This window comes from Thalassospira sp. MCCC 1A02898 (assembly GCF_001618185.1).
Classification (GTDB): domain Bacteria; phylum Pseudomonadota; class Alphaproteobacteria; order Rhodospirillales; family Thalassospiraceae; genus Thalassospira; species Thalassospira tepidiphila.
Genome location: NZ_LPXK01000014.1, coordinates 128,252 through 152,152, shown reverse-complemented (window position 1 = coordinate 152,152; position 23,901 = coordinate 128,252). Strand labels below are relative to the sequence as shown.

The following is a 23,901-nucleotide window of genomic DNA, read 5'->3' as shown; positions in this document are numbered from 1 at the left end:
GGGGTGGATTTGTGATCCATGTGCTGGGCGATGCCAAAAGCGATGAAGCGGCCCTGAAAAAGGTGCTGGCAAAGATCGCCCCGGAACATGGCGCGGATGTGCGCAAATCCGCGCCAAATCAATGGTTCTGGGTGGGGGATGCGGATGTTTCTTCTGACCGGTTGGCAGAAATTCAGGCAGCGCTCCCCAGCCAATTTGCACTGGCCGATCAGACGCACGGCCGGGTGCGCATGAGGTTGTCGGGCGTTTCGTCGCGAACCGTTCTGGCCAAGGGCACCATGGTTGACCTGTCAATTGATCAATATGCCATCGGTCAGTCGGCCATGACCCAGATTGGGCACATCGGGGCAATGATCACCCGGATTGACTATGACAGTTTCGAGCTGATTGTTCTGCGCAGCTTTGCAGCTAGCCTCTGGGATGAATTGCACCATATGGCGGCCGAGTTCCGCTAAGCCGCTTACTTGACCAAAACCGCCAGAAGCTTGTCGAGGAACACTTCGCAGCGGCCCAACTGATCAAGCTCGATGAATTCGTCGGGCTTGTGGGCCTGTTCGATGCTGCCCGGGCCGCAGACCACGGTCGGGATATCGCCAAGGGCCGAAAATGCGCCGGCCTCTGTACCGAAGCTGACCTTGCCGGTGGTGTTGGCACCCGTGAGCGCCATGACAAGTTTGGTGACTTCTTCGTCATCGCCGGTGGCAAGGCCCGGCATATCGGAAATTACTTCAACCTCGATGCCGACATCGTCGTAAATCTCGCGCATTTCGGGTTCGAGGGTATTTTCGATGTAATCGTAAATCTTGGCTTTAAGCGCTTCGCGATCATCATTGGGCAGATTGCGGAATTCAAAATCCACAAAGCAATTCTGCGGAATGATGTTGAGCTGCGTGCCACCCTTGATCACACCGGTATGGAAGGTGGTGTGGTTTGGTTCAAACTCGTCATCATGTGGGCCGTTTTCGCGGCATTCCCGGCCAAGCTTGCGCAGGAACACCACCAGTTCGGCGGCAAATTCAACCGCATTGACCCCTTCGCGCGGCAACGACGAATGCCCTGAGCGACCGGTGAAATGCGCACGCGCCGAAAACTTGCCCTTATGCTGGGTGATGACCTTCATTTCGGTCGGTTCACCAACGATGCACATGGCCGGTTTGTGCGGTAGGTTGTTAATCGCCTCAACCAAACTGGGCACACCCAGACAACCGACTTCCTCGTCATAGGTGAAAGCCAGATGGATTGGCACCCGAAGATTGGCGTTCTTAAAGGTTTCCGCCTTGGCCAGAAGGCAGGCGAGAAAACCCTTCATGTCACACGATCCGCGGCCATAAAGCTTCTCGTCGCGGATATCAATCTCGTAGGGATCGGATGCCCAGTTCTGGCCCTCGGTCGGGACCACGTCGCTGTGGCCTGACAGGATCACACCACCCGCAACGTTCGGGCCGATCGTGGCATAAAGATTGGCCTTGGTTTCAGACGGGTCGCGCACAACCAGCGTGTCATAACCCAAACCATCCAGGAATGCCTTTACCTCGTCAATCAGCGCCAGATTGGGCGTCATACTGACGGATTGGTGACGGATCAGTTTGCGGCACCATTCAATGGTATTTTCTGACGGGGCAAGTGCGACGGTGGTCATTCGACGAATTGTTCCTTGAGGATACGTTCTTCAAGATTGTGTTCCGGATCAAACAGCAGCTTGATTTTCATGCTGCGGTCTTCACGGATTTTCACGTGGGAGACATCGCGAACCTCGGTATAGTCGGCAACGGCGGAAACCGGACGCTTTTCGGGGGTCTCGATCAGGAATTCGACTTCTGCGCCATGGGGCAAAAGTGCCCCGCGCCAGCGACGCGGGCGAAACGGACTGATGGGGGTGAGCGCAAGCAACCCGCTTCCCATCGGCAGGATCGGACCATGTGCCGACAGGTTATAGGCCGTACTGCCGGCCGGCGTGCAAACAAGTGCGCCATCACAAACCAGTTCGGCCAGGCGTTCGACGCCATCAACCTTTATACGCAGTTTGGCGGCCTGACGGGTTTCACGCAAAAGCGACACTTCGTTGATTGCCAGCGCACACAGGCTTTCGCCCGAAACGGTGTGGGCTTCCATCTGAAGCGGGTGCAGCTCGACCGTCTGGGCCTCTGCGATGCGGTCGGTCAAATTCATTTCACGGAATTCATTCATCAGAAATCCGACCGTACCCCGGTTCATGCCATAGATCGGCACCTTGCGGCCCATATAGCGGTGCAGGGTTTCCAGCATGAACCCGTCGCCGCCAAGGGCTACGATCACGTCGGCCTTGTCGGGCGCAATGTGGCCGTATCTGTGTTTTAGCCGGTACATCGCATCCTGTGCGATTTTGGTTTCGGCTGCAACGAAGGCGATGGAATCAAGCTGCATCTTCGATCCAACGGATGTTTGGGGCTCGCCCGAAAGGGCATGGCCGAACAATAGAGTACGCTTTGCACTGAATTGCAAGGGGCTGCGTGATGTTCGTCGCCATGCAGATGTTTTGACTAAACACCAGTATGATTGACGGCACGAAAAAAACAGTGGAACCTGAAAGTTACGGGTTCCGATCCCCGGTTCAAATCAAAAAAACAGAACGGCGCGATGTCAAAAGAACCATTCAGCTTCTCTGCCGCCCTTTCCCGCATTTCACGTCCTGATGAAGGTCATGACGATGATGTGCTGGAAGTCGGCGAAAGCATGGAGCTTGATGGTGCGTCCGAAACAGCACTCGTCCCCAAACGGATCCGCAACCCGGATGCCACCCGTCAGAAGCTTCTGGACGCGGCGTTTGGCGAAATCCGTAGGGCCGGGTTCGGCGGGGCGTCAATCAGCAATATCCTGGAACAAAGTGGCTGTACGAAAGGTGCGCTTTATCACCACTTTTCCGGCAAGGCCAAACTGATCAACGCCGTGATCGAGGAATGCCTGCCGGGATATGTTGACGAGGTCTGGCTAGATGATCTCGAAGGGGCAGAGGATATATTGCCCGTCTTGATGGGGCAGGTGGATCGATTGGGTAGCGAAAATGCACCGGCAATGCTGGCAGGCGGATGCCCCTTGGCGCGTCTGGCATCCGGTGCCGGGGAACTTGATGAAAGCCTGCGCAAGCGTATTGACGGTGTGTATCGCTATTGGCGGCGCGGGCTTGCGTCCCGCATTGGCAAGGCGCAGTTCGACAAAACCGTCCGTACCGATATCGAACCCTCCGCCGTGGCGGAATTCATCATTGCCGCCCTGCACGGGTTCCTGACCCGGCCGCCTGCCTTGCGCAATCTGGAAACCCAGGATTCATTTGCGCGCGAATTTGCCCGCTATCTCAATAATCTTCGGCCTTGATCAGACTTAATAGCTAAAGCCCTTCGTTCTGAATTGCGCGGCACGCAGGTTCTTGCGTTGTTAGCAATTAATACAAATAACAAATGTAATACGGATTGCATTGACATTTATTTGTGATGAATTAGGTATATTGCACAAAATCATGATGAATTGATCATTGGAGACAGCCCCATGCGTTCCCTTATCCTTTCTGCCGTTGCGGCGGTCACTTTTGCTTTTGTGGGCAGTGCTGCGCAGGCGGAACGTCTTACCGAAAAGCCGTTGGTTGATGCCAACTGGGTTGCGGACAATCTTGATAACCCGTCGATGGTTGTTGTTGATATTCGCTCGCTTACCAAGGACGGCAACCCTTATGAAGCTGGCCACATTCCGGGTGCCGTCTTTGCGCCCTATGGCAAGTTTGGCTGGCGTGCAAAGGTCAATGATGTGGTTGGCATGCTGCCGCCGGTTGACGTGATTTCCAAGCGCATCGGTGCGCTTGGTATCGACAATGACAAACAGGTTGTCGTCGTTCCGGCCGGCCAGAACAGCTCGGACTTCGGTTCTGCCACCCGTGTTTACTGGACCTTCAAGGTGCTTGGTCATGACGCGGTCACCATCCTTGATGGTGGTCAGCGCGCTTGGCTGGCGGCTGGCAAGGAAGTCTCGACCGATCCGGTCGTGCCAAAGGCCGTTGCCTTTAACGCCAATTTCCGTCCTGAACTTGTTGCGACCGCCGATGATGTTGCCAAGGCGCGCGCAGAGGGTGTTGCACTTGTCGATGCCCGTCCGGTTTCGCAGTTCAAGGGCGAAGCAAAAAGCGGTGTTGTCGCCCGTCCGGGTGCCGTTCCGGGGGCGAAAAACATTCCGCAGTCAAAGTTTTATAACGATCAGGATGGTGCCTTTGTTGCCGCTGACGTGATCGAAAACCTTGTGGCAGATGCAGGTGTTTCCAAGGACAGCAAGGAAATCACCTATTGCAATACCGGTCACTGGGCATCGGTCGCATGGTTTGGCCTTTCCGAAGTGATGGGCAACAAGAACACGGCGATGTATGATGGCTCCATGACCGAATGGGCGGCGGATCCGAACCGTGAAATGGTGATCCCGGAATAAGCGGATAACCATACAGCTTCCACCAAGCCGCGAACATTCTGGACGGAACCGGGCAGCCGGTTCCGTTTTCATTTAGATATCTGATTTCAGGTTATTGAGCCTCACCATGTCTGAAACGACCTTAAAAGCAAATCCGGCAACACCGGGTTTCACCTTTGACAAAGGACCGGCTGCCATCACCGCCGTCCTGTTTGTCCTTGTCGGTATTGCGATTTCACAGGCGGTCGATCTTAAACAGGCCGTTCTTTATGGCCTTGGCGGATTGTTGGGCATTGCGCTGTATCATGCGTCCTTCGGGTTCACCGGCGGTTGGCGCCGCTTTTCGGTTGAAAAGCGCGGCCGTGCCTTGCGTGCGCAGCTTTTGATGATCGGGGTTGCGGCGGCGGCCTTTATCCCTTTGCTGTCGCTTGGCAATCCGTTTGGCGGATCGGTCGTTGGGGCGGTTGCGCCTGTAGGTATGTCGGTGCTGATCGGGGCGTTTCTGTTTGGGCTTGGCATGCAGCTTGGTGGCGGCTGTGGCTCCGGCACGTTGTTCACGGTTGGTGGCGGCAGTGCGCGCATGCTGGTCACGCTTGTCTTCTTTATTATCGGTGCGGTGATCGGCACGGCCCATCTGCCGATGTGGCTTGAGCTGCCCTCCTTGCCGCCGATGAGCCTTGGTCGTGAATATGGCATTGGTGGCGGGCTTGCCGTGACGTTTGGTGGTCTGGCGCTGGTGGCGTTGCTGACCGTGTTCGTTGAAAAGCGTGCCCATGGCGGGTTGGAAGTCGTTTCAACCGCACCGCGCGAAGGTCTGGCGCGTTTCATCCATGGCCCCTGGCCGATGATCTGGACCGGCTTGCTTTTGGCCGGGCTTAATGTTGCGACGCTTCTGATTGCAGGCCATCCATGGTCGATCACTTTTGGCTTTGGCCTTTGGGGCGCAAAGATCGCGCAGGTCATTGGTGTTCCGGTTGAAACCTGGGAATTCTGGAGCTGGGCTGGCCCGGCGCGTGCGCTTGGCAATTCGGTTCTGCAGGATAATACGTCGGTCATGAATTTCGGCATCGTGATCGGGGCGGCGTTTGCCGCGGCCCTTGCCGGCAAGTTCGCGCCGAAGGTTTCCGTTCCGGTTGCATCCCTTATCGCGGCCGCCATTGGCGGGCTTTTGATGGGCTATGGTGCGCGTCTGGCGTTTGGCTGCAATATCGGCGCGTTCTTTAGCGGGATCGCATCGGGCAGTGTGCATGGCTGGCTGTGGTTTGTGCTGGCCTTTGCCGGCAGCTGGATCGGAATTGCACTGCGTCCTGTGTTTGGAATGGATGGTTTCCGGAAATGAGCGAGAAAAACACACTCCTGTTTGGTGCGGTCTTCCTTGCGGCAACCGGTGCCGTTGCGCTTGATCATTATAGCCACACCGCAAACATCCCGGCTGTTGCCAATCCGGCCCCGGCCAAGCTTCCGGCAGCGGGCAGTAACCCGTGCGCTGCCAATCCTTGCGGCGCAAATCCCTGCGGAGCCAACCCGTGTGCCGCGAACCCATGTGCTGCGAACCCGTGTTCAGCCAACCCGTGCGCGGCTGGCTACAACCCGTGCGGTGCGAATCCATGTGGTGCGGGATATAATCCTTGTGCGGCAAGCCCGTGTGGCGCCAATCCATGCGCAGCCTACAACCCGTGTGCGGCAGGAAACCCTTGCAGTCCTTCCAGTCCGTGCGGTGGCTTTAACCCCTGTGGTGTGCGATCGGCTAACCCTTGCGCCGCTGCACCATGCAGCGCCAATCCCTGCGCCGCGTTCAATCCGTGCGGCGCTTCCAACCCATGTGCGGTAGGAAATCCGTGTGCCGGTTATAACCCGTGTGCTGCCTCGCCTTGTGCCGCGTCTCCGTGCGCGCCAGCGGCAAGTAACCCATGTGCAGCCTATAATCCGTGTGGGGCAGGGAACCCGTGTGCGGCGTATTGATGCCAGCAAAGGCCGCATGTATTTGAATTTACAACGGCATGGCAGCGCAATTCTGCTGTGCCGTTGTGCGTAAAACGCGGGGCTGTCAAAAATAAGCTGTTTGACAAGGGGATAAAACTCTGCGCATGGTGTGGCTGTTATTTGATCGCTCCAGAAGCGTAGAGGGGAATTAACGCCCCTACTGTCGAGTGGTTAACCCAAGAACGCATTGAAGTATCCAGCTACGCGGGTGCTTCCAGAACTGCAAGGCGCAGACCTGATTACTAATTTTCACCGGGCGAAGTCCCAGCTGTCTGCAGCCTCCAATTTACGAGTTACCCTTATTTGACCCAGTTTTCCGAACTCGGCCTCGCCGAGCCGGTCCTTCGCGCGCTTGCCCAAGAAGGCTACGACGCGCCGACCCCGATCCAGGCACAATCCATTCCCTCTCTTCTAGACGGTAAGGACCTACTTGGTATCGCACAGACCGGTACCGGCAAGACGGCAGCGTTCGCATTGCCGATCCTTGACCGCCTTTCCAAATCCCAAACCCGCACGCCCAAAGGGGCATGCCGTGTACTTGTTCTTGCGCCGACGCGTGAACTTGCCGCCCAGATTGGCGAAAGTTTCCGTGCCTATGGCCGCTTTCTCAATGTTCGCACGGCTGTCGTTGTTGGTGGTGTTGCCCCTGGTCCGCAGATCAAGGCAATAACCCCCGGCGTCGAGGTTCTTGTCGCAACACCTGGTCGTTTGCTTGACCATGTTGATAGCGGCAAGCTCAGCCTTAAACATGTTGAAGTGGTGGTGCTTGATGAAGCCGACCACATGCTTGATCTTGGCTTCTTGCCGCCGATCAAGCGCATCATCAAGATGTTGCCGCGTGATCGCCAGAACCTGTTTTTCTCTGCCACCATGCCGACCCAGATTGGTCAGCTGGCAGGGGACATGCTGTCTGATCCTGTCAAGGTGTCGGTAACCCCGGTTGCCACCACCCAGGAACGTGTCGAGCAGTCGGTCTATTTGATCGAACGCACGCGCAAGCGTCAGTTGCTGGCAGAGCTTCTTGATAATCCGGCTTTCAAGCGTACGCTGGTCTTTACCCGGACCAAGCGCGGTGCCGACCGTGTCGCGCGCCATCTTGAAGCCAATAAAATCAGCGCGGCTGCCATTCATGGCAACAAAAGCCAGAACCAGCGTGAACGTGCTCTGAACGCCTTTAAGGATGGTCAGATCAACGTGCTTGTCGCAACCGATATCGCCGCGCGCGGTATCGACGTCGATAGCGTGACCCACGTTGTGAACTTCGAACTCCCGAACGTGCCCGAAAGCTATGTTCACCGTATCGGCCGTACGGCCCGCGGTGGTGCCAGCGGATCGGCGATTGCGTTTTGTGATGAAGAAGAACGTGGTCTGCTGCGCGATATCGAAAAAACCACCCGCCAAAGCATTCCGGTGATTGATCGCCGTGATGCAAAGGCCGCAGCCGAGCAGGAAGCACTTTCCGACGAAGCGCGTGAAAGCAACCGTGGTCGCCGCACTAGTGGTGGCAATGGTGGCGGTCAGTCGCGCGGAAATGGCGGACGTGGTGCATCGGGCGGCAATGGTCGCGGTGGTCGTCCGGCCAATGGCCGGAATGCCCGCAATGATCGTTCGGATCGCAGTGATGCGCGCGCTTCTGCGCCGCGTCGTGATCGTGACGATGCCCGCAAGCAAACCACTCAAAGCCGCGATGGCGCAGACAATGCTTCAAGAGCATCGGCTGACAAGGCCCCTTCGAACCCGGCACTGGAAAAATCCAAAAGCCGTTACAAGGGTGGACTGAAGTCGAAACCTGCCAATGGTCGTGGCGGGAACCCTGAAAATGGCCCCCGTCAGAATGATGGTGGCAAGCGCCCGACGAAACGCGTTGATTCCAATGGAAATCGTCGCGACGGGGCGAAAGCTGACAATTCAATTTCTTCCGGTTTGTCCTTTATGGGCAGTGCCGAGGAACGCCGCGCGACTGGTAACGGGAGCAATAGTGCCCGAAATACCGGACCGCAAGGCAAGCGCGGCGGTGTAAACCGCAATCGCAATCATCGTGGCGCACAGTCCGGCGGGCAGCCGGGTGGTGCGGGCCGCGAAAACACTTCTGGAAAACAGCCGAGGCGTGAACGCGCCTGATTGTTTTTCAAACCCCTATAGGCGCACCCACGCGGGGTGTGTCGAAACGCCAATCAATACTCGATAGGAGATCTAAAGATGGCAACTGGTACCGTTAAATGGTTCAACGCAACTAAAGGTTTTGGTTTCATTCAGCCGGACGAAGGCGGAAATGACGTATTCCTGCACATCAGCGCCGTTGAACGCGCTGGCATGGGCCACCCGCAGGAAGGCGACAAAATCAACTACGAACTGCGCACCGACTCACGTTCGGGCCGCGTTTCGGCAGATGATCTGACCGCTGCCTAATTCGGCTTGTCCTTCCTTGTGAAGGGCACCGTATTAACGAAACCCCCATCCGGGAAACCGGGTGGGGGTTTTGTTTTGCGGATGTCATTTGTGATGATGCTTTTGTGACATCTTTTGTCCAATAGTCCGAAAGACTTAGTGATTTCGCAACAAGGCGCTAGAACGGTTCCCATGATGCCATGACGGTTTAGGGGGCGGTTTCGATGCAGGGTGATGGGGCAGTTGATGGCGTAAGCGATGTTGGGTCTGGTCAAAAGGCCGGGCTGTCGCCAATCATGGCGGTTCTCGATCGCTATCCGTTTCTTGTGCTTGGCTTGCTTCTCGTTGGCGCTTTTGCCTCGTCGAGTGCGGCTCCCCTGGCCGGGCTTTATGTTGTCGAAGGATTGGGTCAAGCCCCCTGGAAGCTTAGCCTGGTGGCGATTGTTCAGGTGTGTGTGACCCTGATTGTGAACCGCACATTTGGTCGCGCGATTGATCGGGCGGTGCCGATCAAGTTCCTGCTGGTGACCAGTATTCTGTGCTTTGGCATTGGCATGACCCTGCTGGGTCTGTTTCAGATCTACTGGGTTTATCTTGGCATTGCATCGATCCTTCTGGGGATTGGGTCCGGTGCGCTTTCGGTGATGTATTCATTCGGGCGTCTGTTTGCCGAACAGACCGGGCGTGATGTCGTCAAGTTCAACGGCTTCCTTCGCATCCAGACATCGCTTGGCTGGATGGTCGGGCCGGCGGCGTCCTTGTCCTTTTATGGGGTCTATGGTTTTGCCTCGACCTATTATGCAATTGCCGGACTTGCCGCGATCTGGTTTGTCACCTGTTTGGTAATTGTGCCGGGCGCATTCAAAACCCATCACCCCAACAGCCTGAAAACCGGGCAGAAAGTCCCCTTTAACTTTGGCCTGTTGTCGGCCTGCGTGCCGGTGTTTTTCATCGGGGCGGCCAATGTGGTGTTTGTTTCGGCAATGCCGCTTTATTTCTCGACCGAGTTGGGGCTGGTGGCGTCCTCGGCGGGATTTGCCTTAACGGTGAAATGCTTTGTCGAAGTGGTGGTAATTTATTTCTGCGCAACGCTGATCAAACGTGTTGGTGAACGTAAAGGTATGCTGATCGCGGCCCTTTTGGGGGCGGTGTTCTTTGGCCTGATTTATTACGCCACAACACTTGTCGATGTGCTGGCACTCGCCGCGATTGATGGGCTTTATTACGGTATCTTTGCCGGGATCAGCATGACGTTCGTTCAAAATTTCGCCACGGATCAGCCCGGTGTTGCGACCAGTTACTATGTTAGCACGCTGTTTGTCGGGGGCCTGATCGGCAATCTTTTGACAGGGGTGGTTGCCAGTGCCTTTGATTTCCAGACAACCGTTTTGATGGCCTGTGCTTTTGCCTTTGTCGGGGCTGTGGTTTTGGCGGTCATGCGCGATGCAAAGCATTCTGCGCCGGTCGGGCAGGGTTCATGATGGCTTGACTTTGATCGCGTCCCGGCGATTATCGCGCCATGAACGAAAATACTGAAAACACCCGTCCACGTTTGTTTGTTGATGCCGACGCCTGCCCGGTTAAGGCCGAATGCGAACGTGTGGCCGAACGCCACCGGATCGAGATGATCATGGTATCAAACGGTGGCATTCGCCCCTCACGCAATCCGTTGATCAAAATCGTCATTGTGCCGCCGGAACCCGATGCCGCCGATGACTGGATTGCGGAAAACGCGCGCGCGCGTGATGTGATCATCACCAATGATATTCCGCTGGCATCGCGCGGGATTGAAATCGGTGCCAGGGTTTTAAAAGCCAACGGTCAGGAATTTACCGAGGCCAATATTGGTAATGCGCTGGCGGGTCGTGAAATCGCCGCCCACATGCGCGAAGTCACCGGCGAGCAGGGGCGCAATGCCGCCTTTACCCAGAAAGACAGATCGAAGTTTTCAAGCGCGTTGGAAGTTCTGGTGCAGTCCGTTTTGCGCGGTTGATCAGCCATCCTCCAAAGACACGGGCCGTCAGATGCGTCATCTGACGGCCCGCACACAGGTCCTGATTTGGTGAGGGAACAGTTCTCACGAAATCAGACTTCCCCCCTGCGTATCTTTCAATAACAGCAAGGCCGTGCGGATGTTCCGCAACGGCCTTGTGTTCGTTTGGTCTTAGAACGGGTAGTGGCGCTTGCCGCTCTGGATCGTGATCCAGCGCATTTCGGTGAATTCATCAATCGATGCCTGAGAACCAAAGCGCCCGTAGCCCGATGATTTCACACCGCCAAACGGCATCTGTGCTTCGTCCTGAACGGTCGGGCTGTTGATGTGGCAGATGCCGCTTTCGATGCGTTTGGCAACTTCCATGGCACGCGGAATGTTGGTCGAGAAGACCGCAGATGACAGGCCATACTCGCTGTCATTGGCGATGCGAACGGCCTCATCCTCGTCCCCTGCGCGAATGACAACACAGATCGGGCCAAAGCTTTCCTCGGAATAGATCTTCATTGCCGGGGTGACGTGATCAAGCAGGGTGGCATCCATCAGAACGCCGTCCTTGGCCTTGCCCGAACCAGCCACCAGTTTGGCACCCTTGGAAACGGCGTCTTCGACCAGTTCTTCGATGCGATTGACCGCCTCGACACTGACAACACCACCAAGGATGTTTTCGGCCTTGGCCGGATCACCAGCCGTCAGGGTTTTGGCTTTGGCGGCCAGTTTGGCGACAAAGTCATCAGCAACCGCATTGTCAACGATCAGGCGTTCGGTCGACATGCAAATCTGGCCCTGGTTCATATAGGCCCCAAAGGCCGCACCATTAACCGCCTCATCAAGGTCGGCGTCATCCAGAACAAGGAACGGTGCCTTGCCACCCAGTTCAAGCAGAACCGGTTTCAGGTGTTCCGCCGCAAGCTTGGCGATGATGCGGCCAACGCGGGTCGAGCCGGTAAAATTGATGCGACGCACGGCCGGATGGGCAATCAGGGTTTCAACGATTTCCGGCGCATCTTCCGGGGCATTGGTCACAACGTTGACAACACCTTCAGGCGCGCCGGCCTCAACCAGGCAATCACCGATCAGGCGATGCAGGGCCGGGCAAAGTTCGGACGCTTTGAGGATGACGGTGTTACCACAGGCAAGCGGCATGGCAATCGCGCGCGTGCCAAGGATCACCGGGGCGTTCCAGGGCGCAATGCCCAGAACCACGCCAACCGGCTGACGAATGCCCATGGCCATCAGGCCGGGCGTGTCAGACGGAATGACATCGCCCTGAATTTGCGTCGTCATGCCACCGGCTTCACGCAGCATATTGGCGGCAAGATGGGCGTTAAATCCACCCCACATGCGCGTGCTGCCGGTTTCATCCAGAACCAGCTGACCGAACTGATCGCCTTTGGCTTCCATGATGTCGGCGGCCTTAAGCAGGATCTTGCGCCGTGCGCCCGGACCCATTTTTGACCATTCCGGGAAGGCCGCGGCAGCTGCATCAGCCGCCTTGCGGGCATCGGCGGCGTTGGCGGCGGCTGCTACAGTTGCGACTTCGCCAGTGACCGGGTTCTTGCGTTCAAAAGTGCGGTTGTTGGACGCATTGACGTCCTGATTATTGATCAACAATTTGGTGTCGTTCATGACGTTTCTCCTGACTTTCTTGTAGTTTGCTGTGCCTTGGCGAAAGACTGCATCACGCGGCCCCAAGGCCAAGAAATGCCTTCTGCACAGCTGGGTCGGATTGCAGGGCCTTGGCAGTATTTTGCCCGGTAATGGCCCCGTTTTCGATCAGATAACCTCGATCTGATATGGCGAGGGACTGGTGGGCATTCTGTTCGACCAGAAGCACACCAACGCCTGTTTTGCGAATGGCCGCAAGGGCCTTGAATAATTCCCCGGTCATGATTGGTGACAACCCCAAAGATGGCTCATCAAGCAAAAGAATATCGGGATTGGACATAAGCGCGCGGCCGATGGCCACCATCTGCTGTTCGCCACCACTCATGGTGCGAGCCGCTTGATTAAGTCGTTCAGCAAGTTTGGGGAACAAATCAATCACGCGATCAAGATTTTGCTGTTCAGCTGCCCTTGCACGTTTGGCAAAGGCACCAAGCGCAAGATTTTCACGCACTGTCAATTCTCCGAAAATGCCGCGCCCTTCCGGGACAAGGGCAAGTCCCGCCTCAACGATCTTATGGGCGGAAAGTTCGGTCAGCTCACTGCCAGATAGGGTGATACGCGTGTTATCGTGGGCCGGCACCAGACCTGCGCAGGCCTTAAGCAGGCTGCTTTTACCTGCGCCATTGGCGCCCAGCATGACAACGATTTCACCACGGTCGACAGTAAGGTCGACTTCGCGAAGGGCGGCGTGCTTGCCATAGGACACAGACAGTTTTTTGATATCAAGCATGGCTGTCTCCCAGATAGGCGCGGACGACTTCGGGGTCGGAAAGAACTTCGTCGGGGGTGCCATCGGCAATCTTGGCCCCGGCATTCATTACCACACAACGATCACACAGACTTCTGATCGCATCCATGACATGTTCGACCATGATGATCGTAAGCCCTTCGTTCTTGAGCTTGCGAACAAGGGCGATACCATCCTGCAGTTCGGACGGGTTCAATCCGGCCAGCCATTCGTCAAGCAACAGAAGCTTCGGTTGCAGGGCAAGTGCCCGTCCCAGTTCAAGGCGTTTCTGATCGATATAGGTCAGATCGCCTGCGGGCGTATGGGCCTGTTTGGCAAGCCCGATCCGTTCAAGCAATTCAAGGGCGGCTGCATGCGCGGCATCACCCCAGAGCGGCTTGGTCCGGTAGGCAAGACCGGCTTCGATATTTTCCACGCAATCAAGATCGGGCAAAACACGCACCAACTGGAAAGTCCGCGCAATGCCGGAATGGCTGATTTTGTGGGCAGGAAGATTGGTGATATCCTTGCCGCTGATGACAATCTTGCCTTCATTCGCCTGAAGGGCACCTGAAATCAGGTTCATCACCGTGGTCTTGCCCGATCCGTTGGGGCCAAGCAAGCCGAGGATTTCACCTTCATGGACATCGAACTGCATCTGATTGACGGCAATCAGGCCGCCAAAGGCCTTCTGCAGACCTGAAATCGACAAAAGGATTTCATTAGTCATGCTGCGTTCCCCCCGGGTTTGGCGTTTTGTTCGGTTGCAAGTGCGCGTTTTTTGGGGGCGCTGTATTTTTCATACAAACCGACAACCCCGCCGGGCAGAAGATAGACAATTACCAAGAACACGCAGCCAAGCAGGATGCTGAAATGGTTCGGGAAGTTCGCGGTCAGGATTTCAAACAGAAGGGTCAATGGGACAACGCCAAGCAGAGGGCCCAGCAGGCGACGTGGCCCGCCAAGCAGTGCCATGATGACAACCTGGAATGACAGCATCGGGTTAAAGGCAATGACCGGATCAATATAGGTCCAGCGCGGTGCCATGATGGCCCCGGTCAGGGTCATGAACAGGGCAGACAGAACAAACAGCGCGACTTTCACACGCGTGACATCAATGCCGCAATGCTTGGCAACGGTTTCGTCCTCGCCAATGATGCGCAGCGCAAAGCCAAGGGGCGAACGGCCCAGAATGAAGCCGGTCAGCAGAAGAACTGCAAACAGGGCAAGCAGCTGCCAGTAAATGTCGTTCTGGGTGATATCAAGAAATACATAGCGACCCATTTCGCGGGTGACATTGACCTCGTACCAACTTACGACTTGGCGCACCAGTTCGGTAAGGCCAAAGGTAAAGATCACGAAATACACCCCCGCCAGACGCAGGGTGGAAAAGCCAACCAGAAGGGCAATCACGGTTCCTGCAAGACCGGCACAAACGAGCACGAGGGGGAAGGGCAGAACTTCACCCAGAACTGCCACCGTATAGGCACCAATGCCAAAGAACACCACGGTTGCAAGTGAGATATATCGTGTCGGCCCAGAGAACATCGACCATGCGGTTGCCAGAACCGCAAAGCTCACGATGCTGATGGCAAGCGACATGTAATAACTGTCGACGAGTGACGGCAGGAAGGCAAGGGCAGCAAAGATCACCGCACCGATACCAATGGGCTTGATGAAATCAGGTTTGAGGATGCTCATGACGCGGCCCTCCCGAACAGGCCGGAAGGCTTGATCAGCAAGACCAGCAGGAAGATCACATAGGTCACGGCAATGGTCAGGCCCGGATCGATATAGGTCGCGACCAGACTTTCTGCGATACCAAGGATGAGGCCCGCAATCAGCGCGCCCAACATATTGCCAACCCCGCCCATGATCACAACGATCAATGCCTTCATGGTAAAGACAACACCCATCGAGGTGGAGAAAGTCAGAAACATGCTGACCAGAACGCCACCAACAGCGGCCATGGCACCACCAAGGGCGAAAGCAAAGCAGGATGCAAAATTGACATCAATTGCCACCAGGCGGGCAGAGGTCGGATCAACGGCGACCGCACGAAGGGCCGTGCCCATCCGGGTGCGGGTCAGGATCAGATAGAAACCCAGTCCGATGACAACTGCGAAACCAAGTGCGACAAGCCGGTTTGCTGCAATCGTTGCCCCAAAGATGTCAACGGCGTTGTTGAGGAAATCATAGCTGTAATAGTTGCCACCAAACCAGACCAGCAGCACGCCCTGAACGATAAACAGCAGGCCAAAGGTGGCGAGGATGCTGTCGACTTCAAGCATGCCGCGGTTCTTTGCGCGTGCGACCAGCGGGGTCAGCAGGATGCGATAAATCACCCAGTTCAGGGCAAAGCTTGCCGGAATGATGATCAACAGACCAGCAATCGGATTGACACCAAGCGAGGTCATGAAAACAAAGGCAATAAATGACGCGACAATCACCAACTCGCCATAGGCAAGGTTCATGATGCGCGAAACGCCGTATTGCAGGGTCAGCCCCATGGCAACAAGGGCGTACATCCCGCCAAGAGTAATCCCGGAAAAAATTGCGTAGCTAAACATTAATTCCATCCAAAAGGGGCGTCGGGATTCCCGGGAGTTCTGTTGGCTTAGGAACCCCGACGTCCTTATGTGGCGCGCTTACTGCGCGGCTTTCCACTCAGGTTTCGGGAAGACAAGTTCTGCAGCGCCCTCCATGCTGGTCGGTGCGAGGCCGACAAACTTGCCACCCTGCCACTGACCAACCTGCCAGAACGTCTGATCGCCCGGCTTGTAGGTGCCAAGAATGGTGTCAAAACCGCCTTTGGCCAGTTCGGCATTGATCGCTTCGCGGTCGGTCGTGCCGGCACGCTCGATGGCCTGCTGCAAGGACTGCAGTGTTGCCCAGTTCACGATCGATGCCCAACGATCCGGCTCACGCTCGGCGAATGCGACGTGGCGTTTGATGTAGTTGGCGATTTTCGGATCATCCTCGCTCGCACCACCAAGGCTGACGACGCCTTCGGCATTATCGCCAAAGCGGTTTTTGTAAAGCGGGAAGGCCGTACCGACACCGGCGTAGAATACCTTGGGATTAAAGCCCAGAACGCGAGACTGTTCGGTCAAGCCAAGCGTGCCGGGCGGGTAAGAGAAGGCAACAAAGGTGTCCGCGCCAAGCGATTTGATATCATTGACGATGGTTGCCAGGTCCTGGGAACCCAGCGGATAGGTCTTGTCATAAACAAGATCGAAATCACGATCTTCAAGGGCTTCGCGGCCGGCCTTGGAAAGCTCGATACCAAAGCCGTCGGCGACCGCGATCATCGCGACCTTGTCATTGATCTTGCCTTCGGCTTTCAGGCCCTCAAGGAACTTGGCCAGTTCAACGGCATATTGTTCGCCAGTGCCCAGCAGCCAGTAGGAGTTTTTCCAGCGCTGCGACAGTTGGGGTGCCTTGTCGGTCACGGCCGTGCCCGCTAGGTGGGCGTAACCCGCGCGGTCAAGGATTGGTGCTACTGCAAGGTTGATACCCGTGCCCCAGGGGGAGAGGATGAAATCAACCTTGTCCTGGTTGATCAGGCGTTCAATCGCGCGTACCGCTTCTTCCGAGCTGGATCGGTCATCATATTCGACAACTTCAATCGGAAGCTGCTTGTCGCCGACTTTAAGGCCACCGGCATCATTGATTTCCTTAACCCACATTTCGTAGTTCGGAATGGTGCTGGTGGCCGCGCCCGGTGCACCCGGACCGGTTTTCGAAATGGCATAGCCAATGCGATATGTTTCCTGGGCATTGGCCCCAAACAGCGTCGCGGTACTCATGACGGCGGTTGTGGCCGCTGCAATGGTCGCGAAGCGCAGTTTCGCTGAAATTTGCATGCTTTTCCTCCTGATCTCTTTTGCAGAGACGGTTTTCCCGTTTGCGCGTAGTTTCAGGAGTTTAGGCAAAGAGTTAGTGTTACTTACTTCACAGTGTGAAGTAAATCTCCGGCGTAACCTCCCGCCTATTAGTTCGCAGATGCAAAATAATAGGAACGCATTCTTTGTATGTATTGTTGCTTGTGACGGTTTCTTTGACCGTGTTTCTAGTAGGCGATGGAACGTTTCTAATGTAAAGATGCTGAAATTGACAATTTAGGACGAAAAATTGTACATTTTTACATATAACCATTTGGAATAGATGTGTGACAAAAAGGCATGACCGATCAAACTCCCCGTCAGATTCCGGTCTCAAGCGCCGTTGAACTTACCGATAACCCGTTCGAAGACCTGCTTCCCGTAACCACTCATGCGGTTATGGACCGTTTTGATCATCCATTATCGACCCAGACCTGGGTCATGAATGATCAGGCACGTCGGGACCGTTGCCATGCCATATTGTTGCTTGGTGGTCGTGCCGAGGTTGGTTTGCGTCAGGGAACGATAACCTGCAAGGCCCCAGCGCTCGTTTGGTTGCCGTTGGGCGAAACGCAGCGCTTTGGCGTGAGTGCTGGCAGCAATGGCTATTTGCTGTCGGTTGCCGATGATCTGGTGGCGCGTCATTGCGGTGATGGCAGCGGGATCGCCGGTGGTAATTCTGCTGGCGGTGGCTTGCCTTTGCGCTTTGCTGCGGACACCGTCCATAATGTTACTCTGCAAGAGGGCCTTGGAAATCTGGTGTTGCTTGAGCGCAGCTTTGAAGCCATCCGGTCTGAGCTGATGGGAAATGCGCTTGGTGCCAGTCTTGTGGTTGGCGCGCATTTACAGATCATTCTGACCATGGTTCTGCGTCTGGCAGAAGGCGTGATGGCGCAGCGCAACCAGCACGGTCCGGGCTCGATCACCTTTCAGCGATTTTTGCAGGTACTGGAGCTGCATTTTCGTGAACATTGGAATGTTGCCAATTATGCGAAGGCCCTTGGTGTTAGTGAACGCCGTCTGGGATCTGCGGTGTTGCGCGCAACCGGCAAGCCGCCCTTAACGATTATCCATGAACGTGTCCTGCGCGAGGCCTGCATGCGTCTGGAACAATCCCCGCTTGGTGTGGCGCAGATCGCCTATGGTTTGGGCTTTCGCGATCCGGCTTATTTCAGCCGGTTCTTCAAACGTTATATGGGCGAGGCCCCCGGCGCCTATCGCCGGTTGCGCCGCGCACACGAGCGTGTGCGCGATGATACTTTTGCGGCCTGGCCTTAGGCTCGCGTTGGCCGCCTTAGGCGGAATACAGATGGATTCCCCTCAGGATAGAAGGGTGCGTTGCCTTTTTTTGATCCTACTTGTCTGCTTTAACCGTAACAATAAAGTCATGACCTGTTAGTTTGATTGGATCGACCTTGCGTAAAGGCAAAACCCTGTTTCTTGGTCTGTTGGCCGTTCTTGTCCTGCCATTTGGCATCAGCCTGGCAGAAGACCCGCCGGGTGAAAAAGCCAAGGAACGCTATACATGGCGCAATGCGCCGCGCCATTCTTCGGGTGTGGCGCCTGATGCTGTCGCCAACCGGGATCAGGCAATTGTCATGGTGATGGCGGCCGAAACATTTGGCTGGCGGGCCTATTTCGCAGTTCATCCATGGATCATCTATAAGCGTGCCGGTGAAACCAAATATACCCGCTATGACGTGGTGGGGTGGGGCAGCGGCAATGTCGTTCGCCAGAATTACGCGATCCCGGATGGTCTTTGGTATGGCTCGAAACCGGAACTTCTCGCGGCCCATCGGGGCGAGGCGGCCGAAAAGCTGATCCCCGAAATCGAAGCGGCGATCAAATCCTATCCATTCCCGCGCGAATATCGCAGTTATCCGGGCCCGAACAGCAACACCTTCATCGCCCATATCGGCCGTGAAGTGCCCGGCCTGAACCTTGATATGCCGGCCAATGCGATCGGCAAGGATTATCGCCCGATCACCAACCCGGTTGGGCTTTCTTCAAGCGGGCAGGGCGTACAGGCCAACCTGTTGGGCGTTCTTGGCATGTCGCTTGGTCTGGAAGAGGGGATCGAGCTTAACCTGCTGGGTCTTAACTTCGGGATTGACTTCAACCGTCCGGCACTGCGTTTGCCATCCATCGGTCGCTTGGGCATGGATAGTGTTGCGCAAACAACTGAAGCTGCGGAGCCCAAAAGTGATCGTGCGGCGAAGGAAGCGGCAATTGATGTCGTCGCAGAACCAAGCAGTTAATTAAGCTGCCAGATCGCGGCATTGAGCAGGGTGGCAAATCCCACCCAAAGGGCGTAGGGCACCAATAGCATCCCGGCCAAACGGTCAATCTTCCAGAACGCAACCATGTTGGCGATGATCAGGCCAAGCAGGGTGACGATATCAATCAGGCCCAATAGGGGTGACTGAGCGCCAAAGAACAAAAACGACCATGCAAGGTTAAGCGTCAACTGACCTGCATAAAGGCCAAAGGCGCCTTTGGCATTGGCGATACCCACCTTAAGCCAGGCGCGCCAGCCGCTAAAGGCGATCATGAAATAAATGACGGTCCATACCGGGCCGAAAACCCAGTTGGGCGGGCGGAAGAACGGCTTGTTCAGTGCCGCATACCAGTCATTGACGCTGGTGGCTGTCACCGCCCCGCCGAAGGCCGATATGATCAGACACAACACCATAAACGCAATCAGGGCAAAGACACGGGTGCGATGGTTGGGGTGATGAACGCGCCCTGCACTCATCGTTTCCTGTTCGCTGTTGGTCATGGTGTTGACGGGTCCTTTGGCCTAGTTGGTGACGTCGCCGATTGCGTCGATCAACGCATCAAAATAGGGGTTCCATGTCAGGCGGGCATGGTACTTGCCCGGCTCCATATATCCCCATGCACTGCGCCAGAGCAGTGCGCGATCCGCTGGTCGTTCGATGTCTTCCTGACCGTTCTCGATGAAGACAAAGCTTCCCTTTGCACCGTAATACGGATTGTCGGGCGAGAACAGCGCGCTCAGATGTGAGAAACTGCTGATCTGTTGATCTGGCAGACTGCTGTTGAGGTTCTCGATCCGGCTGTCGTTGCTTGGTGCGTTGACCTCATCATACCAGACCAGGCGTGAAGCCGGGTTGGTGAAATGCGTCTCAAAGCGATGAAGCATTGCAATTGGATCGAGCACACTGTCATCCGCGCTCATGGTCACAAGGGCGGGGCGGTCAAACGGCTTTGCGTCAAGCGCATCATCAACGTCGGTGACGCTGCGGTAATAAAGTGCCGATGCCTTGGTCGACAGGGATTGATAGTTGATCACGTTGTCTTCCGGATCGGCATCGACCCAATCCCACAGATACTGGACTAGTGGTGTCAGGAATAACAGATCACTGCCCGGCTCGATGCCCGGCGAAAACAGCAGCAGCCCGTCAATTTCCGGGTTCCGGGCAGCGTAACTGGTGACAAGGTTGCCGCCGGTTGAAAAGCCACCCAGCCAGACTTCATCGACCTCGCGCTCCAGAAGCGCAACCTGATGGGCGACCGATCCCGTCCAGTCATCATAATCGGGCAGGCTGAGGTCACCCGGGCGGGTGCCGTGGCCGGGCAGCAACATCGACCGTGCAAGCCAGCCATCCTTGGCCATCGCCACTGCAATGTCGTGGAAGTACCACGGACTTGACCCTAGACCATGAACGAACAAAACGCCACGGCTGGGCTGGTCCGCAGCCGTTGTATCCGCTGTATCCCGGCGCACTTCAAATGGAATGTTGCGGGCAATTTCCATTTCGTGGTCATCGGTCAGAAAAACCCGATGGGTGGCGATCCAGTCACGCGTTTCAGATACGTAATCGTCGAAATTATCCTGCATGTAGGGCGGGATATCGGGTGACTGATCATAAAGCGCGTTTTCTGGTGGGAATGCACAGGCCGCAAGCAGGCTTGCCGGGATCAGGGCCAACAGGATTGTGCGAAGTGGGCGCATGAGGTGTCCTTTGGCCATGATGCTGAGAAATTATGTAAATCACTGAAATGGCTACGTCAAACGGCGCACTGCAGATCACTTGTTTGGGGCGTCTTATCGTGCGTTGGTGTGCCCGGATAGCGATAGGAAGATTACCGGATGCCAAGCTGAAATGGCAAGCAGCTGTGATGGCCGTCACAGCAAAGAGGTAATGCATAATATATGCGATTCAATTGGTATGATGATTTGTGACATGGTCACGGGCTGCCGACTTCAGTGTTTATGAAGTGGTTCTAAAACAAGAAAACCTTGCCGCTACCTTGGCAAGGAATATCCAAGGGGAAGGGGAATGCCATGTTGTCACTGAGTTCGGTGAAAATCGGCACACGTATGCTGATTATTGTCGCGGGGGCGGTTCTTGCGGTGTTGCTGGTTGGGGCGTTCGGTCTGACCGAATTGCGCCAAAACATGCTTGAGGATCGCAAGACAAAAACGAAGAACCTTGTTGAATCCACAATCAATTTGATTGGTCATTATCATGCGCTGGAACAGTCCGGCGAAATGACCACCGAAGAGGCGCAAAATGCGGCTAAAGGCGCTGTTGCATCCCTTCGTTATGATGAAAAGAACTATTTCTTTGTGTTTGATCACACACCTGTTCTTCTGATCCATGACATCAAGAAGGATCTTGTCGGCAAGAACTTGACCGACAATGTCGATGGATCGGGCAAATTCCTTTATCGCGAGTTCGTGCGCGTCGCCGAAGAGAAGGGCGAGGGTTTTGTCGATTATACCTACAAGGTGCCGAATTCGGATGATCTTCGTCCGAAGCTTTCATTCGTCAAGGATTTCAAGCCATGGGGCTGGATCGTCGCCACCGGTATTTACATTGATGATGTAAACGCTGTTTTCATGCAAATCATGCTGGTGATGGGTGGTGTTGCCTTGGCGATCCTGGTGGCGGTGGTCGGCGTGTCGTTGATGATCAGTCGCGGCATTACCCGCCCGCTTTTCGATATTTCGGAAAACATGCTGCGTCTGTCGCAGGGTGATCACAATATCGAGGTCAATTACACCCACCAGAAAAGCGAGATCGGCGATCTGGCGCGGGCGATGGATATCTTCAAATCGAAAACCATCGAAATGGAAGAAATGCGCACCCAGCGTGAAGAGCAGGAACGCATCGCCGAAGAAGACAAGCGTGCGGCCCTTCGCAAAATGGCCGACAGTTTCGAAGCCAGCGTTGGGCAGGTTGTCGCCCAGGTGATCGAAGCATCGGGCAATATGCAAAGCTCTGCCAATGCGATGACCGATACCTCCAAACAGGTCGGCGAACGTTCAACGGTTGTTTCGGCGGCGTCACAGGAAATGTCGACCAACGTGGAAACCGTTGCCTCGGCGGCTGAGGAACTGAGCACGTCTATTGCCGAAATCAGCAATCAGGTCGCACAGTCTGCAACCATCGCCAAAGGTGCCGTTCAAACCTCGGAAGAAACGCATCAGAAGATCGAATTGCTGGCAGAGGCGGCAAACCAGATTGGTGAGGTTGTTTCGCTGATCACCGACATTGCCGAACAGACGAACCTTCTGGCCCTGAACGCAACGATCGAGGCCGCGCGTGCCGGTGATGCGGGCAAGGGCTTTGCTGTGGTGGCCAACGAGGTCAAGAACCTTGCAAACCAGACGGCAAAGGCAACCGAAGATATCCGGTCCCAGGTCAGCGACATCCAGGTCGCCACATCCAATGCCGTTAACGCGATTGCCGAGATTGCCGAAACCATCCGAAGCCTCGATGGGGCGACGACGACAATCGCATCCGCCGTTGAAGAGCAGGGGGCCGCAACCCAGGAAATCGCCCGCAATGTCGAACAGGCCTCACACGGCAGCCGCGATGTATCTGAAAATATCTCGGGCGTGTCGACGGCGGCAAATGACGCGGAAAAGCTTTCGGGCGAGGTGCTTGGCCTTGCCGAAGGGCTTGGACGTCAGGCAGCTGTTCTGAACGAAGCAGTTGAATCGTTCCTGGCCGAAGTGCGTAACGCCTAAGCCTGAGACGATCACGCAAAACAAAACCGCCAGTCCTGCAACAGGGCTGGCGGTTTTTCATGATCTTGTGGTTTGGTCCATCTGGTCAGGATTTCTGGGTGCTTTTTGCTGTCTGACCAAACAGGACTTTTTTGTCTTCTTCGCTCATTTCGCCAGCGCGCAGACCTTCGCCCGCCTTATAGGCGGCAATCGTTGCCGGACGGGACTGTATGGCTTCGAACCAGCGTTTCAGGTTCGGGAACTCATTCAGGTCCTGCTGCTGTTTTTCGTGGCTGACGATCCATGGATAGCAGGCCATATCGGCAATCGTGTAGTCGTCACCGGCAATAAACGTGCGGCCTTCAAGGCGCTTGTTTAGCACACCATAAAGACGATTGGTCTCGTTGACATAACGGGTGATCGCATACGGGATCGTTTCCGGCGCGTAGGTGCCGAAATGATGGTTCTGGCCGGCCATCGGGCCAAGGCCACCCATCTGCCAGAACAGCCATTCCATCACGGTCTTGCGTCCGCGCACATCGGTCGGGATGAACTTTCCGGTTTTCTCGGCCAGATATTGCAAGATGGCGCCGGATTCAAACACCGTGATGTCCTCGCCGCCATCGGCCGGATCGTGATCAATGATCGCCGGCATACGGTTGTTGGGTGAAAAGGCCAGGAATTCGGGTTTGAACTGATCGCCCGTGCCGATATTGACTGGCACGATCTTGTAGTCCAGTCCGGCTTCTTCAAGGAACAGTGTGATTTTATGGCCGTTCGGGGTTGGCCAGTAATACAGATCAATCATGGGCCAAAGGCTCCTTTAAACTATTCGTGATGGCGAATTCGATAA

22 protein-coding genes are annotated in these 23,901 nt (G+C 55.7%); 11 read left to right on the top strand and 11 right to left on the bottom strand.

Going from position 1 to position 23,901, the window contains the following annotated elements; all coding sequences use genetic code 11:
• The first annotated feature begins 11 nt into the window (after positions 1 to 11).
• A complete protein-coding gene (locus tag AUQ41_RS20150) occupies positions 12 to 455 on the top strand; it encodes a sarcosine oxidase subunit gamma (protein ID WP_198155664.1) in 444 nt (147 codons plus the stop codon).
• A gap of 5 nt (positions 456 to 460) precedes the next feature.
• On the opposite strand, the gene argE is transcribed toward AUQ41_RS20150, so the two are convergent.
• Both argE and AUQ41_RS20140 read right to left on the bottom strand, forming a co-directional pair.
• Positions 461 to 1,639, bottom strand: coding sequence for an acetylornithine deacetylase (argE, locus tag AUQ41_RS20145; protein WP_063090356.1), 1,179 nt, complete (start codon positions 1,637 to 1,639; stop codon positions 461 to 463).
• Positions 1,636 to 2,403 carry an NAD kinase gene (locus AUQ41_RS20140; protein ID WP_063090467.1) on the bottom strand — a complete coding sequence of 256 codons (768 nt, stop codon included), beginning with the start codon at positions 2,401 to 2,403 and terminating at the stop codon, positions 1,636 to 1,638. Before AUQ41_RS20140 ends, argE begins: the two co-directional genes overlap by 4 nt.
• 213 nt (positions 2,404 to 2,616) lie before the next feature.
• Here AUQ41_RS20140 and AUQ41_RS20135 point away from each other — a divergent pair, with 213 nt between their 5' ends.
• The 7 genes from AUQ41_RS20135 (at position 2,617) to AUQ41_RS20105 (ending at position 10,789) form a co-directional block, all read left to right on the top strand.
• The gene (locus tag AUQ41_RS20135; RefSeq protein WP_008892030.1) at positions 2,617 to 3,351 is read left to right on the top strand and encodes a TetR/AcrR family transcriptional regulator; all 735 of its coding nucleotides are present in this window, start codon (positions 2,617 to 2,619) and stop codon (positions 3,349 to 3,351) included.
• A 171-nt stretch (positions 3,352 to 3,522) separates the two neighbouring features.
• On the top strand, positions 3,523 to 4,446 hold the full coding sequence (locus AUQ41_RS20130) for a sulfurtransferase (RefSeq protein WP_063090354.1): 924 nt from the start codon (positions 3,523 to 3,525) through the stop codon (positions 4,444 to 4,446).
• Between the two features lie 106 nt (positions 4,447 to 4,552).
• Positions 4,553 to 5,764: a YeeE/YedE family protein gene (locus tag AUQ41_RS20125; protein WP_063090352.1), complete on the top strand. Its 1,212-nt coding sequence runs from the start codon at positions 4,553 to 4,555 to the stop codon at positions 5,762 to 5,764.
• A 947-nt stretch (positions 5,765 to 6,711) separates the two neighbouring features.
• Positions 6,712 to 8,529: a DEAD/DEAH box helicase gene (locus AUQ41_RS20120; protein WP_063090351.1), complete on the top strand. Its 1,818-nt coding sequence runs from the start codon at positions 6,712 to 6,714 to the stop codon at positions 8,527 to 8,529.
• Positions 8,530 to 8,607: 78 nt separating this feature from the next.
• Positions 8,608 to 8,817: a cold-shock protein gene (locus AUQ41_RS20115; protein ID WP_008892034.1), complete on the top strand. Its 210-nt coding sequence runs from the start codon at positions 8,608 to 8,610 to the stop codon at positions 8,815 to 8,817.
• 203 nt (positions 8,818 to 9,020) lie between these two features.
• Entirely contained in the window at positions 9,021 to 10,277 is a 1,257-nt protein-coding gene (locus AUQ41_RS20110; protein ID WP_063090349.1) for an MFS transporter, read from the top strand.
• 38 nt (positions 10,278 to 10,315) lie between these two features.
• Positions 10,316 to 10,789, top strand: a complete 474-nt coding sequence (locus tag AUQ41_RS20105) for a YaiI/YqxD family protein (protein WP_063090347.1) — start codon at positions 10,316 to 10,318, stop codon at positions 10,787 to 10,789.
• A 171-nt stretch (positions 10,790 to 10,960) separates the two neighbouring features.
• On the opposite strand, the gene AUQ41_RS20100 is transcribed toward AUQ41_RS20105, so the two are convergent.
• The 6 genes from AUQ41_RS20100 to AUQ41_RS20075 form a co-directional block, all read right to left on the bottom strand.
• Positions 10,961 to 12,418 (bottom strand): aldehyde dehydrogenase, encoded by a 1,458-nt coding sequence (locus tag AUQ41_RS20100; RefSeq protein ID WP_063090346.1) that lies wholly within the window; start codon positions 12,416 to 12,418, stop codon positions 10,961 to 10,963.
• A gap of 52 nt (positions 12,419 to 12,470) precedes the next feature.
• Positions 12,471 to 13,187: an ABC transporter ATP-binding protein gene (locus tag AUQ41_RS20095; protein WP_063090344.1), complete on the bottom strand. Its 717-nt coding sequence runs from the start codon at positions 13,185 to 13,187 to the stop codon at positions 12,471 to 12,473.
• Positions 13,180 to 13,914 carry an ABC transporter ATP-binding protein gene (locus AUQ41_RS20090; protein ID WP_063090342.1) on the bottom strand — a complete coding sequence of 245 codons (735 nt, stop codon included), beginning with the start codon at positions 13,912 to 13,914 and terminating at the stop codon, positions 13,180 to 13,182. Before AUQ41_RS20090 ends, AUQ41_RS20095 begins: the two co-directional genes overlap by 8 nt.
• Complete coding sequence (locus AUQ41_RS20085) at positions 13,911 to 14,885, bottom strand: branched-chain amino acid ABC transporter permease (RefSeq protein ID WP_063090340.1); 975 nt, start codon at positions 14,883 to 14,885, stop codon at positions 13,911 to 13,913. Before AUQ41_RS20085 ends, AUQ41_RS20090 begins: the two co-directional genes overlap by 4 nt.
• Positions 14,882 to 15,754 (bottom strand): branched-chain amino acid ABC transporter permease, encoded by an 873-nt coding sequence (locus tag AUQ41_RS20080; RefSeq protein WP_063090465.1) that lies wholly within the window; start codon positions 15,752 to 15,754, stop codon positions 14,882 to 14,884. Before AUQ41_RS20080 ends, AUQ41_RS20085 begins: the two co-directional genes overlap by 4 nt.
• A 78-nt stretch (positions 15,755 to 15,832) precedes the next feature.
• Positions 15,833 to 17,050, bottom strand: a complete 1,218-nt coding sequence (locus AUQ41_RS20075) for an amino acid ABC transporter substrate-binding protein (RefSeq protein WP_083952915.1) — start codon at positions 17,048 to 17,050, stop codon at positions 15,833 to 15,835.
• 318 nt (positions 17,051 to 17,368) lie between these two features.
• Between AUQ41_RS20075 and AUQ41_RS20070 the strand changes: the two genes are divergently transcribed.
• On the top strand, positions 17,369 to 18,346 hold the full coding sequence (locus AUQ41_RS20070) for a helix-turn-helix domain-containing protein (RefSeq protein WP_063090338.1): 978 nt from the start codon (positions 17,369 to 17,371) through the stop codon (positions 18,344 to 18,346).
• A 137-nt stretch (positions 18,347 to 18,483) separates the two neighbouring features.
• Positions 18,484 to 19,326, top strand: a complete 843-nt coding sequence (locus AUQ41_RS20065; RefSeq protein ID WP_063090462.1) for a DUF3750 domain-containing protein — start codon at positions 18,484 to 18,486, stop codon at positions 19,324 to 19,326.
• Here the strand turns inward: AUQ41_RS20065 and AUQ41_RS20060 are convergent.
• Together AUQ41_RS20060 and AUQ41_RS20055 are read right to left on the bottom strand one after the other, a co-directional pair.
• The gene (locus AUQ41_RS20060) at positions 19,323 to 19,847 is read right to left on the bottom strand and encodes a TspO/MBR family protein (protein ID WP_198155663.1); all 525 of its coding nucleotides are present in this window, start codon (positions 19,845 to 19,847) and stop codon (positions 19,323 to 19,325) included. The two genes, AUQ41_RS20065 and AUQ41_RS20060, sit on opposite strands and share 4 nt — an antisense overlap.
• 21 nt (positions 19,848 to 19,868) lie before the next feature.
• Positions 19,869 to 21,044 carry a carboxylesterase gene (locus AUQ41_RS20055; protein WP_063090336.1) on the bottom strand — a complete coding sequence of 392 codons (1,176 nt, stop codon included), beginning with the start codon at positions 21,042 to 21,044 and terminating at the stop codon, positions 19,869 to 19,871.
• 333 nt (positions 21,045 to 21,377) lie between these two features.
• On the opposite strand from AUQ41_RS20055, the gene AUQ41_RS20050 reads away from it, so the two are divergent.
• Positions 21,378 to 23,069: a methyl-accepting chemotaxis protein gene (locus AUQ41_RS20050; RefSeq protein WP_063090335.1), complete on the top strand. Its 1,692-nt coding sequence runs from the start codon at positions 21,378 to 21,380 to the stop codon at positions 23,067 to 23,069.
• Positions 23,070 to 23,154: 85 nt separating this feature from the next.
• Here AUQ41_RS20050 and AUQ41_RS20045 read toward each other — a convergent pair whose 3' ends face one another.
• A complete protein-coding gene (locus AUQ41_RS20045; RefSeq protein ID WP_063090333.1) occupies positions 23,155 to 23,856 on the bottom strand; it encodes a glutathione binding-like protein in 702 nt (233 codons plus the stop codon).
• Between the last annotated feature and the right edge of the window lie 45 nt (positions 23,857 to 23,901).